Origin of the sequence: Actinoplanes sp. TBRC 11911, from assembly GCF_012933445.1 — a bacterium.
GTDB lineage: Bacteria > Actinomycetota > Actinomycetes > Mycobacteriales > Micromonosporaceae > Actinoplanes.
On record NZ_JABBNC010000002.1, the window covers coordinates 288,945 to 303,661 of the forward strand.

Sequence of the window (14,717 nt, forward strand, 5' to 3'; positions counted from 1 at the left end):
GTTGTCAGGCGGTGCTACGAAAGGCGGCGAGCAGTTCGTTGATGTAATTGGGCAGGAGCACCTCGATGCGTTCTGCCGGGACGCCGCCGCCGGTACTGAGTGCTTTGATGGCCAGCCCTACGCCACGCGTCCGTCGCCGTGCGAATAGTTCTTCGAGGTAGCCAATTCCGTCTACCACTGCTTCGGCGGCCATGTCGTCTTGCGCCAGTTTACGAAGGCGCCCGCCGATGATATCTGGTGGTTCGGCTTGGACCGCCAGCCGAAAGACATCGCCGGCATCTTTGGGCCTTACCCGGTCGGTCGGTCTGCGTTCGACGGTCTCCGCTTTGATGCGTTCGTACAGTTTGTGCGCCTTGGCGATGAGCAACGCCGCGGTTCCTGCGACGGCGACCTCGACCACTCGGACGTCAGATTCCTCGTAGCTTGTGATCACCATAGGGTTGTTGTCAATCATTGCGGCTTCCAGTCCGCGACCTCGGCGGGCCACGTGCTTTGCCTGGTCAGGGAGCCGAGCCGCGCGGCTCCCCGGACCGGCGAGCGCCTCCGGCACCATGAGATCGACTTCGACAGTCCGAGAAATGCCATCGGCCAGCCGGATATTGGTGAGCCATGCTCCGGGCTGGCACGTGGTCCGGGCGAAGCCTGCCGCCGCCATGACGTCTTCCAGCTGCGGATCGGCGCCGAGGACCGCCGGATTCAGTGCGAGGTCAGCGTCCGTCGTGCTCGGATCAACGGAGATGTCGAACTCTGCGGTTCCGGTTCGGAGGTATACGGCTTGGGCTCCGATGAGGACGATGGGGCTGGGGTGCTTCTCAAGCGCGAATAATGCGTCCAACAGTGCCCGGCGGGCAGCGACGTATTCGACATCGACGGCGAAAACCATCGCGAGATGATAGCGAACGAGCTAACCGGTCAACATTGGATTTCGCCAATGATCTTCGTGCCCTCGCATCCATTCCACCACGGCGCGGCCTTGCTCCGGCACACGTCCTGGGCCGTTCGCACAATCCAGTACCAGCTGACTGGGAGCGACGTGCTTCACCCCGTCCACAGTGCGGGCTCCTTGTCTCACCCAGCGGTCATCGGGGCGGATCAAGACCACGTCGGCACCCTGGTTTGAGGGCACGAGACGCCCGAATGTGCGCATGGCATCCGGGTCGTCGCAGTAGAGGACCAGCTGCGCCGCGCCCGAGATCGGCGCGATGATCCGCGCGGCGAAGGACGCTGTAACGAGCGTCTCGGGAGCACCGGGGTCAGTCAGCCGTTCGTACAACTTTGCAGCGCCTGACGGAGACACGAACGTCCACGCCGACCGGCCGCTCCACGGCGTGTACTCCTGCGCTGCCGCCATCAGCAAGGTTGGCCAGTCCACGCGCTCTACCTCACCGCGACCGGGGCGGTCGAGTATCGCCTCGTCGTTCAGCCGGTCAATCAGTTTCGAGACGTAGCCGAGGCTGAGCTCGTTGAACTCGGCCAACGCCGTCAATCGATACGGCGGCTGGAAGTCGGTGAGTGTGCGAACGAGGCGTCGCGCTTTCGGACCGCGCAGCGTCGGTGCCGGTTGCGGATGCGGCGATGGATCTCGATCGGAGCCTTGTGTGCGGACAAAGACGGTCGGCCGTCGCACCGTCAGCGAAACGTTGCCGGCCAGGTCGAGGAAGGAGACGCCGCGTCGCTCGAGAACCTCTTGGGTTCGGCGGCTCAACCACGGGGCCACCACTAGCAAGGTCGCCCCGCTGTCAAGCGCCCGGCGGGTGGCCGGCCCGTCGAACACCTGTGCGGCCTGTCTTGGCAGGAGCCGCGTCTTCGCCTCGACGAGCAGATCGGTGACCCCGCTCGCCGGCTCGCTCAATGACCACACCGCATCACGCTCTCGGCGGGTCTCGCCAGCCTGAGGCTCAACAGTCATGTAGTCAGGCAGGACCCCGCGGACTACCTCCAGGGCCCGCTCAAGTAATCCCTGCTCAGACAACAAACCTGCTCCGAACTTTCCGGAAAATCGGACTTTCCTGACTCAGGAAAGTCCGCAAACCAAAGCGAACTTTCCTGAAAACTAGACTTTACTGTATCAATCAAGTCTGGTTTTCAGGAAAGTTAGCTGGTGGATGGACTGTTCCGTTGATCGACCGAGAGAGTCGGCTCGGCGGCGGCCGGCGCGCTGGGGCACGGCGGCCGCTTCCAAGAGCTATGGGGTTGAGGTCACGAAGTCGGTGACCGCGCGGGCGAACTCGTCGGGCTGCTCGAGGTGGCCGAAATGGCCGCTCTTCTCCAGCACGACTAGCCGTGAGCCCGGGATTCCCGCGTGCAGTTCGTCTGCCGCGCGGGGGCCGCAGATGAAGTCGTGCCGGCCGACGACCACCAACGTCGGGATGGTGATGCTGGCTAGAGCCGAGCGGTCGTCGATGGTCTGCGGCGCGTGGCAGTCGTCCAGTCCGGAGATGTAACTTCCGTGGACGGCCGTCCGGGCCTCGGCGAACTCGCGCTCCCTGTCCCAATAGTCGGCGAAGTAGACCGGGAACAGGCGCTGGGCCGCGGTCGTGAAACCGTTGTCGTCGGCGATCGCGGGCACCGACTGCCATGCCTCCACAACGTCGGCCAGCCGCGGATCGTCGGCGTGCTGCTTCGCGAACGCCTGCAGGTTCCGGTTCGCCTCGGCGAAGTGTTCGGGGCCGACCGACGCCGCGCTCTCGTACAGAGTCACTCCGGCTAGCCGGTCGCGCGTGTAGGCGTAGTACTGGGCGACGAAGCCACCGTGGGAGTGGCCGAGCAGATGCGGCCGATCGACCCCGAGGTGATCGATGAGGCCGTCGAGCGCGCGGGTGTAGTGCTCCCGGGTGTAGCCGTCCGGGTGCGTTGCCAGCCGACCCGACCCTCCGGTGCCGATCGGCTCGACATACACGGTGGTCAGCGACCGCTCCACGGTCGGCATACGGAGGTAACCCCAGTCGAATCCGGGGCCACCCGGGTGCACGATGCAGACCGGCCCGGAGCCGAAGACGTGGTAGCGCTGGGTCACTCCGTCGATCTCGATGGTGTGCTGACCGGCCGACAGCGGCCGGTCCATTCGCGTGGTCACGATGGTATTCCCTCTCGTGCTTCAGACCAGGACGGCCGTCAAGAGAGAGGAGGCCGGGCAGAAGTTCGCCACGCGCCGGTGACGATCGTCACCCCACGGGAGCGCCCATGTATCGACGCGGCGGGACCGGGAAGAACAGCCGCAGGCTCTGCACCCGCCCCTGCTCGTGGGTCAGCAGCCAGGTCACCGCGGGCGGGCAATGATCCGGGTCGTCGGACGGGCTCGTCATGGCGTTGTCCCAGATGGTCAGGTCACGGCTGGCCACGGTGCTGGTGACCCGCTGGTGGATCCCCGCCGTCAGATCCCGGTCCATCCCCCAGAGCAGCATGTCCCGTCCGCCGCGCTCACCCATGCCGCCCTGCAACCGGACGTCGGGTGCCCATCGGTCGGCGACGACCGCGGCGAACTCGCCGCGCTGGGCGGCGGCCAGCAGTTCGACTCCGTCCCGGTGCCGCTCCGCGTTCAGCGCGGCCGAGTCGTCGTGGGCGGCCTCGCGGTTCGACGCCAGGAGATCGACCATCTGCGTCTTGGCGGCGGCGAGCCGGCTTCGGACCGTGCCGATCGGCACGTCGCAGAGCGCCGCTATCCGGTCATATGTCGTGACATTGCTGAAATATCGCAACATGACGGTCAGGCGGAGCGACGGCGACAGTCCCTCGATGGCCGCCCAGATCCAGTCGCGCAGGGCGTGGTTCTCGATCAGCGCCTCCGGCCCCGCATCGCCGGTCACCCGGTCCGGGTCGGTCAGCACCGGAATCTCGCGGGCCGGGCGGAAGCGGGCGCGGCACTCGTTGCGCACGATCATCCGCAGCCAGGCCCCGACCGAGACGCCGTCCCGGACATCCCCGATCTTCCGCAGCGCGATGAGGATCGCGTCCTGGACGGCGTCCTCGGCGTCCGGGCCGCGGCCCAGGATGCGCAGCGCCACGGCCTTCATGCCGGCTTCGTGCCGCGCGAGCAGAACCGCCAGCGCATCGCCGTCACCGGCCTGCGCCCGAGCGGTCAGGTCGGCGTCGGACGGAAGGAGAGTCGTTGCAGCCATCGTCGTGTCGTCCCCCGGATTGTCGGCGCCTGCGCGCTCAGTGGCACAACAACGACAGGGATCAGGACGGCATTCCCGGAGGGCTCTTTGCTACTGGCCTTCGGGGTCCTCGACCAGAGCCTTGCGGTGCTCCGTGATCCAGGCTTCGACGTCGTGCTTGCGCCAGACCGATCCCATGATCAGTGTTTGGAAGGGTGCGGGGAAATCACGATCCCGGGTCAGCTGGTAAACCCTATTCCGGCCGACGCCAAGCCGTCGTTGGATCTCCGCGGCGCCCATCAGCTCGCCCGGCAGTACACCGCCGTGGTCGGGGATCTCATTCACAGAGCAGACGCTACGTGTGTCCTAACTGGGATCTCTCTCTATGCACATGCTCTAATCACATGTAACATACGTCGATAGAGGCGGCGGGCAGCGTGCCGAGGCCGTGGCAAGCCGCTTCCAAACACAAAGTCAAAGCCGCGGTGCCGTGACGCGAGGCGGGATCCGAGCCATTGATTAAGATCAGGTTCGTGATGTGTGGAAAGGGCGCATGAGCGGCCCGGTGCTGGTGTCGCCGCTGGGCGACTGGGGATGGTTGGAAGCGGGCATCCTCTCGGGTGACGTCCTAGTCCGTGACAGCGATGTGCGGTCGCATATCTCCTACTGGGTTCGAGCCGACCGGGACGGGCCGCTGACTCGCCGCCTGCTCACCTTCACGACCGATCGCCGAGTGTCGGCTCGCCGGACGGTTTTCGAGCTGCTGGACCAGTTGAGCGACCAGCTACCCGGCCACCCCCCGGGCTGGCCCCTGATGGCGGATGCCGCCGAGCCGGCCCTGAGCGACGTCGATGCGCAGGTGCGGCGTATCGCGGCGACAGTACTGGTGAATACCGCCGAACCCGATCGGGCCGTCGCGGCCTTGGACGCCTCGGCCGATCCGGGCGTCCGGATCAACCTGGTAGACGGTATTCCCTGGTACAAGGTGGCCGGGCATCAAGCCATCCTGGAACGTCTGCGATCGGACTCCGTTCCGGCCATCCGGCTGCTGGCAACCTGTGCCACGTTCGGCTGGGACTCGGCGGCCTGGCCGGTACTGGACGCCGCGATCCGTGCTGAGATTGACGCATGCGTCGGTGTCTTGGGGGCACCGGGCTCTCGTCTTGGGTGGACGGCGGGTCAGTACTGGGCACGGGCGATGACCCGCTTCGACCGGGAGGAGGACTGCTGCGCCTGGGCGGAGCGGCTGGCGAACGAGGCAGAGAGCCTGGATGTCAGGCTCGAAGGTGCCCGGATGGCGGTCGGAGCAATGCGGCAATGGCGGGCTGCGCCTGGCCGGTTGACGCCTGTGCTGACCGGTCTCCTTCGGGAAGAGCCCTCCGAGGTCCGGTCGGCGGCGGTGCGAGCGCTGGCGGCGTCGCTGACCGCCACCCGGCTCGCCGCCGCCGATCTCGCGGCGGTGATGGACGACCCGGATCTCGGCGCGGTGGCCACCACCGCGCTGGGCTGCGTCGGCGACCACCGAGCGGTGCCGTACCTAGTACGGCTGATGCTCGCCGGCAGTGACGAGCCCCGACTGGTCGAAGCGTTTAACGCTGTTGCTGCGGCGGGCGCCGACCCGCAGGCACCGGTCGCCGCCGCGCGTCAGATGCTGGCCGCACACGCGGACTCGTCCGAACCGGAGTTGCCGATGCGAGTGCTGGCCGCGTTCGGACCGGCCGCGGCCGCCGCGGTGCCGGAGCTCCACGCCAGGTTTGGGAAAGTCGAGAACGACACGCCCGACCTGACGTTTCACGTCCTCGGAAGGATCGGGCCGGCCGCCGTGGCCGCGGCGCCGTCGCTACGGGAATTTTCGACGCAGGCTGCGCTGTCCGCTCTCGTGAAAGTCACGTCGGACCGGGATCTCGCGGAACTCCCGCCCGAGCTTCGCCAGAGCCGCTTCGGATCGAAACTGCTGGCCTGGCTCGCCGAGCACGCCGTTCTCACCGCCCGTCAGCGCCAGCAGGTGCGGAGTTTCTTCCAGGAGCAGGGAAACGGGGTGGTGGAAGCGGCTCGGGCGCTATGGCTTCAGGAAGGTCCCGCGGTAGCCCTCGAACTCCTGGAGGTCCTGCCGAAGTTCCTGTTCGACGACATACTCGGGCCGAAGGTGCTGCGGTTGTTCGCGACGATGGGGCCGCACGCGCGGCCGGTGCTCGACCGGGTGGACGGGTTGATCACGCCTCGCCGGCGGGTCGAGATCTACCTCGGCGACTCCGACGCGGAGATGCGCTGGGACGAGGTGCTGCTCGCCGGGGCGATCGCCGCGCGTGAGCGGATCGTCGGATGATCTGAGCGCTACGGGGTGGCCAGCAGCGCCGTCACGGTGCGGACGAGGGCCCGACGGGAGGCGGGCACCGACATGCCCATCGCCTCGCGCCACGTCGACCATGTCGGCCACATCGACACCGCCGTCAAGGCGTTCAGCAATTCGTCGTTGCCGTCGATCTCGGGGGCGAACAGCGTTGCCAGCTCGTCTCGCACGCGGGCCACGTGCAGCTTCCGGTACCGCTGCAGCGTCTCCGAGAACGGCTCCTTGATGGCGGCCGCCTTTGCCGTCGGGCCAATCTGTTCCAGCAGGCGGGCCCGCTGCGCGCAGTACGCGTCGATACGCTCGGCCAGCGGGCGGTCCGGCTTGATCTGCTTGTGGGCCGCGTCTCGTAGCTCCAGCACCCGCTTGCCGGACGCCGCGAACAGGGCCTCCATGTCGGCGAAGTGGCTCCACAACGCGCGCAGCGAGACTCCCGCCTGCTTGGCGATGCGGTCCGCGGTGGGGCGCAGGTCGCCCTCGCGGATGAGCTGCAACTGGGCGTCGACGATCGCGTTGCGGGTGCGTTCGGAACGTGCGGTCCGGCCGTCGACACGCTGCGGCGAAGGGGACGCGGTCACGACGAATACCGTTTCAGTTCGCGGCGGGCCAGCGATCGTTTGTGCACCTCGTCGGGGCCGTCGGCCAGCCGCAGCGTACGGGTGTTCGCCCAGATCCGGGCCAGCGGCGTGTCCTGGCCGACCCCGGCCGCGCCGTGCGTCTGGATGGCCTTGTCGACGATCCACTCGACGGTCGACGGCACCGTGATCTTGATGGCTTGGATCTCGGTGTGCGCGCCCTTGTTGCCGACCGTGTCCATCAGCCAGGCGGCCTTCAAGACCAGGAGCCGGGCCTGTTCGATGCGCACCCGCGACTCGGCGATCCAGTCCTGCACCACCCCCTGCTCGGCGAGCGACTTGCCGAACGAGAAACGGGACAGCGCCCGCGTGCACATCAGTTCCAGAGCGCGTTCGGCCATGCCGATCAGCCGCATGCAGTGGTGGATGCGTCCCGGTCCGAGACGGGCCTGCGAAATGGCGAACCCGCTGCCCTCCGGGCCGATCAAAGAGGACACGGGGACGCGTACGGAGTCAAGAATGATCTCGGCGTGGCCACCGTGATCGCCGTCGGTGTAGCCGAACACCGTCATCCCGCGCTTGACCGTCAGGCCCGGGGTGTCGCGCGGCACCAGGATCATGCTCTGCTGCACGTGGCGGGCCGCGGACGGATCGGTCTTGCCCATCACGATGAAGATCTTGCAGTTCGGGTTCATCGCGCCGCTGATGTAGAACTTGTGCCCGGTGATCACGTAGTCGTCGCCGTCGCGCTCGATCCGGGTGCCGATGTTCGTGGCGTCCGACGAGGCGACGGATGGTTCGGTCATCGCGAAGGCCGAGCGGATCGTGCCGTCCAGCAACGGGTCGAGCCACTGGCGCTGCTGCGACTCGGAGCCGAACTCGGCGAGCACCTCCATGTTCCCGGTGTCCGGCGCCGCGCAGTTCAACGCCGCCGGCGCCAGCGTGGGACTGCGACCGGTGATCTCCGCGAGCGGCGCGTACTGCAGGTTCGTCAGCCCGGCGCCGTGCGTCCCGGGCAGGAAGAGATTCCACAGGCCCTCGCGCTTGGCGATCACCTTCAGCTCTTCGATCACCGGCGGCGGTTCCCAGCCGTACGCCTCGACGGCACCCTCGGCCGGGTAGACGTGCTCGTCCATGAACGCGGACAGCCGCTTACGGTAGTCCTCGGTCTTGGCATCGAAGCCGAAGTCCATCAATACCCCTCCAGCGCCTCGTGGCCGCGCCTGACCAGCGGGCCCACCATGTCGCCGATCGTGTCGAAGCCCTCGCCCACGGTCTGGCCGTGAACGTAGCGATAATGCACGCCTTCGAGAATGGCGGCGAGCTTGAATGCGGCGAAGCCCACGTACCAGTGCAGGTCGCTGACGTCCCGGCCGCTGCGCTCGCCGTACCGGGCGCCCATCTCGAACAGGCTCGGATGGCCGGGGATCTCGATCGGGGCGATCGCCCGGCCGTCGCGGATCTGCAACGGCCGGCCCGCGTAGACCATCATGAGCGCGATGTCGCTGAGCGGGTCACCCAGCGTCGACATCTCCCAGTCCAGCACCGCGCTGATCCGCAGCCCGTCGCCGATGAGCACATTGTCGAGCCGGTAGTCGCCGTGCACCACCGTGCCCGGCCCGCCCGCCGGGATGTGCACCGCGAGCCGCGCGTGCAACTCGTCGAGCCCGGGCACGTCACGGCCGCGCGACGCGTCGAGCTGTTTCTTCCACCGCGCGACCTGGCGCGCGTTGTAGCCCTCCGGACGCCCGAAGTCGGCGAGCCCGATCGCCGCCGGGTCGAGCGCGTGCAGGTCGGCGAGAGTGTCCACGAGGGACAATGTCAGAGCGTGCATCGCCTCCGGACCCATCGACGCCAGCACGTCGACGTCCCGGTAGATCGTGCCGTCGACGTGTTCCATCAGGTAGAAGGGCGCGCCGATCACGTCCGGGTCGGTGCACAGCAGGATCGGATGCGGCGCCGGGAAACCCGCCTTCGACAACGCCTCCAGTACCCGGTGCTCGCGCACCATGTCGTGCGCTGTGGGCAGCACGTGCCCGAGCGGCGGCCGGCGCAGCACCCAGCGGTTCTCGCCGTCGCTGACCGCGTACGTGAGATTGGAGCGGCCGCCGGCGAACATGCTGCCGGTCAGCTCGCGCCCGGTTCCCAGGTACGCCCGTAGGCGTTCGAGATCGAGCCCCTTCACCGGATGCCCGCCTCGAACGTGCGCTGCATCTTGTTCATCCCGCCCAGCCAGCGGTCGGTGTCCGCGGCCCGCAGCCGGAAGAACTCGGCCACCTCGGCGTGCGGCAGGATCAGGAAGCTGTCGCCTTCGAGGGCCTTCGCGACGATCGCGGCGACCTCCTCGGCCTCCAGCGCGCTCTCGCTGAGCAGCTTGGCGCTGGCGCTGCCCCGCTCGCGGCCCCGGTTCAGCATGTCGGTGCGCACGCCCTGCGGGCACAGGGCCTGCACGATCAAACCCCGGTGCGCGTACGTCGCGCGCAACCACTCCGCGTACGCCAGTGCCGCGTGCTTGGTGACCGAGTACGGCGCGCTGCCGAGCAGGGACAGCAGACCGGCCGCGCTGACGGTCATGACCAGGCGTTTCGGGGTGTCCTGGTCGAGCCAGCGGGGGAGCAGCGCCCGGCTCACGTAGACGTGCGACATCACGTTGACATGCCAGGCCCGCGACCAGTCGTCGTCCGGGGTGGCCTCGTCGCCCGCGGTGAGGGTGCCGGCGTTCGCGCAGAACAGGTCGATCCCGCCGAGCTCGGCCCACGCGGTCTCGACGAGTCGCCGGGTGTCGTCCTCGTTCGCGGCGTCGCCGGGCACCGCCAGCCCGCCGATGTCGCTGGCCACCGCCTGCGCGGCCGCCGGGTCCAGGTCGTTGACGATCACCTCGGCGCCGTCGGCGGCGAACCGGCGGGCCAGGGCCGCGCCGATCCCGCCGCCGGCGCCGGTGACGACGACCCTGCTCACCGCGCAGCCCCGGTCAGCGTGTACCCGCCGTCGATGACGATGGTCTGACCGGTGATCCAGCCCGCGTCCGGCGAGCAGAGGAAATGGACCGCGCCGGACACGTCCTCCGGGATGCCGAGGCGTGCCATCGGGTACGTGGCGACGACCTCGTCCTCGTAGCCCTCGTACAGCGCGGAGGCGAACCGGGTCTTGACGATCCCGGGGGCGACCGCGTTGACGCGGACCTTGGGGGCCAGCTCGACGGCCAGCTCCTTGGTGAGGTGGAGCAGCGCGGCCTTGGTGATGCCGTAGAAGGCGATCCCCGGCGACGCGGTGAGACCCGAGACCGACGACAGGTTCACGATCGAGCCGCCCTCGGACAGGCCGCCGCGTAACGCCTCCTGCACCCAGCCGAGGGTGCCGATGATGTTGACCTCGAAGATCTTCCGGGCGGCGCCGAGGTCCATCTCGCCCAGCGGCCCGTACACCGGGTTGATCCCGATGTTGTTGACCAGCGTGGTGATCGGGCCGAACTCGCCCAGCACGGTGTCGATCACCGCGGCTCGGTGGTCCGGGTCGTCGCCCTTGCCGGCCACGGCGAGCGCGACCGAGGGGCCGCCCAGGTCCTTGGCGGCCTGTTCGAGCGCCTCGGGTTTACGGCCGGTGATGCACACCTTGTAACCCTCGGCGACGAAGCGTTGGGCGATGGCGAAGCCGATTCCTCTGCTGGCCCCGGTCACGATCGCCACTTGGTCCGACATCGCCCAACTCCTCTGGTCCGCCCGGTTCTTGCATTGCTTGTGCAAACACTAATCAAGGTGCATATCGCTCGCCAGATCAGGACGCGGGGATCCCGTTGGCCGGGGGTACCGCCGGGGCCGCCGTGGACGCGGTTACCGCACCGTCGCCGTCGTCGGTGGTGAACGGCGTGCCGAAGTACGCCGCCTGCCCGCCCTTGATGGTGGTGAGCTGCTCACCGGCGTACCCGGAATGATCTTTATCGGAGAAGCGCACCGGCACCAGGCCGGGACCGGTGAAGCCGCCCTTCTCCACCGCCTGAATGATCTTGTCGCGAGTGAGGTCCTTGCCGGCGGCCTGCAGCGCCTGCACGAACAGGTAGCCGACCGACATCCCGTACACGACGTTGTTGTCCAGCTCGGCGTTGTTGTTGTACTGGGTGTTGACCTTGGTGTAGAGCTGGATCCACGGGTTCGCGGTGTCGTTGGCCAGCGGCAGGTAGTTCGCCGCCACCACGCCCTCGAGCAGCGGGGCCGCCGGGCCGAGCGACTTGGCCAGCGTGGTCGGGTCGGAGCCGACGTTGCTGACCACGAACGCGGGCTTGAAGCCGATCTTCGCGGCGGTGCCGATGGACAGCGCGGTGAAGCCCGGCACGGTCGCGAGCATGACGACCTGGCAGCCGGCCGCCTTGAGCGCGCCCATCTGCGGGCCGACGTTCGGGTTGCTGGTCACGTACGACTGCTTGGCCGTGACCGGACCGAGGATGTTCTCGATGCCGGCCAGGCTGTCGCGTCCGAAGTCGTCGTCCTGCCCGAGGAAGCAGACCTTCTTGCCGGCGTGCTCCTGCTTGACGTACGACGCCAGGATCTTGCCCTCGACCGTGTAGTCCGGGTTGAAGCCGAACGTGTCCGGATACTTCTCCGGCTGGTTCCAGCTGCGGCTGCCGCTGGCCACGAAGAGGTCCGGCACGCGGTTCGTCTTGAGGAAGTCGAGTACGCCCGTGTGCGTCGGGGTGCCCAGGCCGTTCAGAATCGCGAAAACCTTGTCCTGCAATACCAATTGGCGTACGACGGTCTGGGTGTTCGCGGGGTTGTAGCCGTCATCCATGATCTTGTAGGTGATCTTGCGGCCGTTCACGCCGCCGTTCGCGTTGACATAGTCGAAGTAGGCCTTGGTGGCCGGCGCGATCTTGGAGTATCCGGCGGCGGCCGGGCCGGTCAGCGGCATGTGCGTGCCGACCACGATCTCGGTGTCGGTCACTCCCGGGGTGTTCCCGGAACTGCCCCCGCTATTGCTGGTCCCGTTGCTGCAACCGGCGGCCAGAAGCACGACGGCGAGTACGGACGCGGTGCGTTTCATCATCGGCCTTTCTGCTTGAGCTCGTTACGGGTTCGCGTTGTTTTCGTACGGCGCAATCGGATCGAGGTGAGGCCGCCGGGCGCCGCGATCATCACGACGACCAGGACGACCCCGAAGAAGGTGAGCGCGAGGTTGCCCTCCAGCCGCTGCGAGCCGGCCGATTGGCCGATCTCCTGCGCGATCGCCGGGAGCGCGACCAGCAGCAACGCGCCGATCAGCGCGCCGACGAGCCGGCCCAGACCGCCGATCACGATCGCCATCAGCAGGAAGAGCGACAGCGTGAGCGGGAAGGCGCCGGGCGACACGCTTTGCGACAGCACCGCGAACAGGGCGCCGCCCAGCCCGGCGCAGGCCGCCGAGACCACGAACGCGAGGACCTGGGTACGCGCGACGCTGATGCCGGCGAGCTTCGCGGCGGTCTCGTCGTCCCGCACGGCGCGCATGTCCCGGCCGAAACGACCCCGGGTCAGGTACGCCAACGCGAGAACCGTGACCAGCGCGGCGATCCAGCACACCCAGGCCTGCCACTGCTCGACGAGGATCGACTCGGGCGGCGGGTTCAAGGCGACGGGCAGCCCCTGGTCGCTGTTGAAGGTGCCGTCGAAGGTGCTGCTGATCGACGGGACCACGACCGCGACCGCGAGCGTGAGCCCGGCCAGGTACGGGCCGCGGAGCCGGGCGGCGGCGAGGCCGATGATCGCGCCGACCGCCGTGGTCACCAGGATCGCGACGATGACGCCGGGGATCAGCATGTTGAACTTGTTCTGCCAGAGGGCCAGCGTGTACGCGCCGGTGGCCATGAGAGCGCCGTGCCCCAGGGAGAGCTGGCCGTTGAGTCCGGTGAGGACGGTCAGCCCGGCGGTCACACAGAAGTAGGCGCCGACCGTGGCCAGCTGGTACGTGCGAAAGGCGGGCAGCGTGTAGGTGAGCGCCACGATGATCGCCCCGGCGACGACAACCACCAGGATCGGATTTATCCGTCTTTTTCCCGGTAGCGCGTGCAGGGTGGTGGCGACCCGGTCGCGGACGATTGTCATAAGACGCCTCCCGGGCACGCTTTCGTCATGCCGCCCTCGCTTTCGTCCTGGCGCGTGTGAACAGACCGTCCGGGCGTCCGAGCAGCACGACCACGAGCAGGATCAGGACCGCCATCGGGGCCACCGTCGCGCCCAGGTAACCGCTCACGTACGACAGCAGCAGACCGACCACCAGGCCACCGATGACCGCGCCGATCGGGCTGTCCAGACCGCCCAGCACCGCCGCCGTGAACGCCGAGATGAAGACGACGTCCATCGCCGTCGGGTGCAGTCCCAGCTCGGTCGGGATCACCAGCAACCCGGCCAGCGATCCCACCGCGGCGGCGAGCGCCCAACCCAACGTCAACATCCCTCCCACCGGTACGCCCAGGAGCCGTGACACGTCCGGGGCGAAGGCTGCCGCGCGCATCCGCAGCCCCGTCGGCGTACGGGTGAAAAGCAGCGTGAGAAGGACGACCACCGCGCCCACCGAGGCGAACACGAAGATGTCGTAGCGCGACAGCAGAGCCACGCCACCGACCTCGAACGCGTCCCGGCTGAATGCCGTCGGCGCCGGCAGGAACTCGTTGCCGTAGATCATCCCGAGCACGCCCTGGATGATCAGCACGAGCCCGAGCGCCACGACCACGCCGTTGAGCGGCGACGAATGGTCGACGAAGCGCATCACCACCCGCTCGACCGCCGCCCCGAGCACCAGCCCGCCGACGATCGCGACGACGAAGCCCAGCCAGTACGAGCCGGTCGCGTTGGTCACCGAGTAACCCGCGTAGACGGTCGCCACCGCCATCGCACCCTGCGCGAAGTTGACGATCCGGGCGGCGCGCCAGATCAGGACCAGGGCCAGGGCGAACGCCGCGTACACCGCGCCCCGGCTCAGGCCGTCGAAGGTGAGGAACAGGAATCGGTCCATGTCAGAACCCCAGGTAGGCGTGCCGGAGGTCGTCGTTGCCGGCGAGCTCGGACGCGGTGTCCTTGGTGGCGATGCGCCCGAGCGCCAGCACGATGCCGACGTCCGCGACGGACAGGGCGCTGCGCACGTTCTGCTCGACCAGGAGAACCGCTAATCCCGTACGGTCGCGGAGGTCGCGCAGCAGCGCCATGATCTGCGCGGTGACCTTCGGAGCGAGGCCCAGCGAGGGTTCGTCGAGCAGCAGCAGCCGGGGTTGCGCGACCAGGGCACGCCCGATCGCCAGCATCTGCCGTTCACCGCCGGAGAGCTGGTGGCCGAGGTGGCTCTTACGTTGCGCGAGCGGCGGGAACAGCTCGTAGACGTCGTCCAGCTTCGGTTTCCCGCGCCAGAGCCCACCGAGCCGCAGGTTTTCCTCGACGGTGAGCTCGGTGACGACGCCGCGCCCCTCCGGCACGTGCGCGATGCCGTGCCGCACCATCCGCTCGACCTTGACGTGGCGCAGGTCGATCCCGTCGAAGGTGATGCTCCCGCTGGTCGCCGGAAGCAGGCCGGAGAGGGTGCGCAGAAGCGTGGTCTTGCCGGCGCCGTTGGCCCCCAGAACCGCGACGATTTGTCCCGCCTGGACGCTGAGCGAGACGTCGCGGAGGACGGGCGCCGCGCCGTAGCCGGCGTTGAGCCCCGCGACGTCCAGGAGGGGTTCGCTCGTGGTCATGCGTC

Annotated in this window: 15 protein-coding genes; 1 reads left to right on the top strand and 14 read right to left on the bottom strand. The window is 68.2% G+C overall.

Annotated elements, in window-relative coordinates; all coding sequences use genetic code 11:
• Positions 1-4: 4 nt before the first annotated feature.
• From HH310_RS04420 to HH310_RS04440, 5 genes are all read right to left on the bottom strand, one after another.
• The gene (locus HH310_RS04420; RefSeq protein WP_169174075.1) at positions 5-883 is read right to left on the bottom strand and encodes a hypothetical protein; all 879 of its coding nucleotides are present in this window, start codon (positions 881-883) and stop codon (positions 5-7) included.
• A 21-nt stretch (positions 884-904) separates the two neighbouring features.
• Entirely contained in the window at positions 905-1,909 is a 1,005-nt protein-coding gene (locus tag HH310_RS04425) for a hypothetical protein (protein WP_169174076.1), read from the bottom strand.
• Positions 1,910-2,185: 276 nt separating this feature from the next.
• Positions 2,186-3,076, bottom strand: coding sequence for an alpha/beta hydrolase (locus tag HH310_RS04430; RefSeq protein WP_312033828.1), 891 nt, complete (start codon positions 3,074-3,076; stop codon positions 2,186-2,188).
• Between the two features lie 88 nt (positions 3,077-3,164).
• Positions 3,165-4,118 (bottom strand): RNA polymerase sigma factor, encoded by a 954-nt coding sequence (locus HH310_RS04435; RefSeq protein ID WP_169174077.1) that lies wholly within the window; start codon positions 4,116-4,118, stop codon positions 3,165-3,167.
• Between the two features lie 90 nt (positions 4,119-4,208).
• Positions 4,209-4,442 carry a helix-turn-helix domain-containing protein gene (locus tag HH310_RS04440; RefSeq protein ID WP_312033829.1) on the bottom strand — a complete coding sequence of 78 codons (234 nt, stop codon included), beginning with the start codon at positions 4,440-4,442 and terminating at the stop codon, positions 4,209-4,211.
• A 208-nt stretch (positions 4,443-4,650) separates the two neighbouring features.
• On the opposite strand from HH310_RS04440, the gene HH310_RS04445 reads away from it, so the two are divergent.
• On the top strand, positions 4,651-6,423 hold the full coding sequence (locus HH310_RS04445; RefSeq protein ID WP_169174078.1) for a hypothetical protein: 1,773 nt from the start codon (positions 4,651-4,653) through the stop codon (positions 6,421-6,423).
• An 8-nt stretch (positions 6,424-6,431) separates the two neighbouring features.
• Here the strand turns inward: HH310_RS04445 and HH310_RS04450 are convergent, their stop codons facing one another.
• The 9 genes from HH310_RS04450 to HH310_RS04490 form a co-directional block, all read right to left on the bottom strand.
• The gene (locus HH310_RS04450) at positions 6,432-7,022 is read right to left on the bottom strand and encodes a TetR/AcrR family transcriptional regulator (RefSeq protein WP_169174079.1); all 591 of its coding nucleotides are present in this window, start codon (positions 7,020-7,022) and stop codon (positions 6,432-6,434) included.
• Entirely contained in the window at positions 7,019-8,212 is a 1,194-nt protein-coding gene (locus HH310_RS04455) for an acyl-CoA dehydrogenase family protein (protein ID WP_169174080.1), read from the bottom strand. The genes HH310_RS04450 and HH310_RS04455 overlap by 4 nt, the downstream gene beginning before the upstream one ends.
• On the bottom strand, positions 8,212-9,204 hold the full coding sequence (locus tag HH310_RS04460) for a phosphotransferase family protein (RefSeq protein WP_169174081.1): 993 nt from the start codon (positions 9,202-9,204) through the stop codon (positions 8,212-8,214). The genes HH310_RS04455 and HH310_RS04460 overlap by 1 nt, the downstream gene beginning before the upstream one ends.
• Positions 9,201-9,977 carry an SDR family oxidoreductase gene (locus tag HH310_RS04465; RefSeq protein ID WP_169174082.1) on the bottom strand — a complete coding sequence of 259 codons (777 nt, stop codon included), beginning with the start codon at positions 9,975-9,977 and terminating at the stop codon, positions 9,201-9,203. The genes HH310_RS04460 and HH310_RS04465 overlap by 4 nt, the downstream gene beginning before the upstream one ends.
• A complete protein-coding gene (locus HH310_RS04470) occupies positions 9,974-10,717 on the bottom strand; it encodes an SDR family oxidoreductase (RefSeq protein ID WP_169174083.1) in 744 nt (247 codons plus the stop codon). Before HH310_RS04470 ends, HH310_RS04465 begins: the two co-directional genes overlap by 4 nt.
• A gap of 76 nt (positions 10,718-10,793) precedes the next feature.
• Positions 10,794-12,053 (bottom strand): ABC transporter substrate-binding protein, encoded by a 1,260-nt coding sequence (locus HH310_RS04475; RefSeq protein WP_169174344.1) that lies wholly within the window; start codon positions 12,051-12,053, stop codon positions 10,794-10,796.
• On the bottom strand, positions 12,053-13,090 hold the full coding sequence (locus HH310_RS04480; protein WP_169174084.1) for a branched-chain amino acid ABC transporter permease: 1,038 nt from the start codon (positions 13,088-13,090) through the stop codon (positions 12,053-12,055). Before HH310_RS04480 ends, HH310_RS04475 begins: the two co-directional genes overlap by 1 nt.
• Positions 13,091-13,115: 25 nt before the next feature.
• Positions 13,116-14,000, bottom strand: a complete 885-nt coding sequence (locus HH310_RS04485) for a branched-chain amino acid ABC transporter permease (protein WP_169174085.1) — start codon at positions 13,998-14,000, stop codon at positions 13,116-13,118.
• A gap of 1 nt (position 14,001) precedes the next feature.
• Positions 14,002-14,712, bottom strand: coding sequence for an ABC transporter ATP-binding protein (locus HH310_RS04490; protein ID WP_169174086.1), 711 nt, complete (start codon positions 14,710-14,712; stop codon positions 14,002-14,004).
• Between the last annotated feature and the right edge of the window lie 5 nt (positions 14,713-14,717).

Bases quoted from the DNA above. Each gene is read 5' to 3' on its own strand.
- HH310_RS04420 (WP_169174075.1), bottom strand. From the start codon at position 883: ATGGTTTTCGCCGTCGATGTCGAATACGTCGCTGCCCGCCGGGCACTG.
- HH310_RS04490 (WP_169174086.1), bottom strand. From the start codon at position 14,712: ATGACCACGAGCGAACCCCTCCTGGACGTCGCGGGGCTCAACGCCGGC.
- HH310_RS04470 (WP_169174083.1), bottom strand. From the start codon at position 10,717: ATGTCGGACCAAGTGGCGATCGTGACCGGGGCCAGCAGAGGAATCGGC.
- HH310_RS04475 (WP_169174344.1), bottom strand. From the start codon at position 12,053: ATGAAACGCACCGCGTCCGTACTCGCCGTCGTGCTTCTGGCCGCCGGT.
- HH310_RS04455 (WP_169174080.1), bottom strand. From the start codon at position 8,212: ATGGACTTCGGCTTCGATGCCAAGACCGAGGACTACCGTAAGCGGCTG.
- HH310_RS04445 (WP_169174078.1), top strand. From the start codon at position 4,651: ATGAGCGGCCCGGTGCTGGTGTCGCCGCTGGGCGACTGGGGATGGTTG.
- HH310_RS04485 (WP_169174085.1), bottom strand. From the start codon at position 14,000: ATGGACCGATTCCTGTTCCTCACCTTCGACGGCCTGAGCCGGGGCGCG.
- HH310_RS04435 (WP_169174077.1), bottom strand. From the start codon at position 4,118: ATGGCTGCAACGACTCTCCTTCCGTCCGACGCCGACCTGACCGCTCGG.
- HH310_RS04480 (WP_169174084.1), bottom strand. From the start codon at position 13,090: ATGACAATCGTCCGCGACCGGGTCGCCACCACCCTGCACGCGCTACCG.
- HH310_RS04425 (WP_169174076.1), bottom strand. From the start codon at position 1,909: ATGACTGTTGAGCCTCAGGCTGGCGAGACCCGCCGAGAGCGTGATGCG.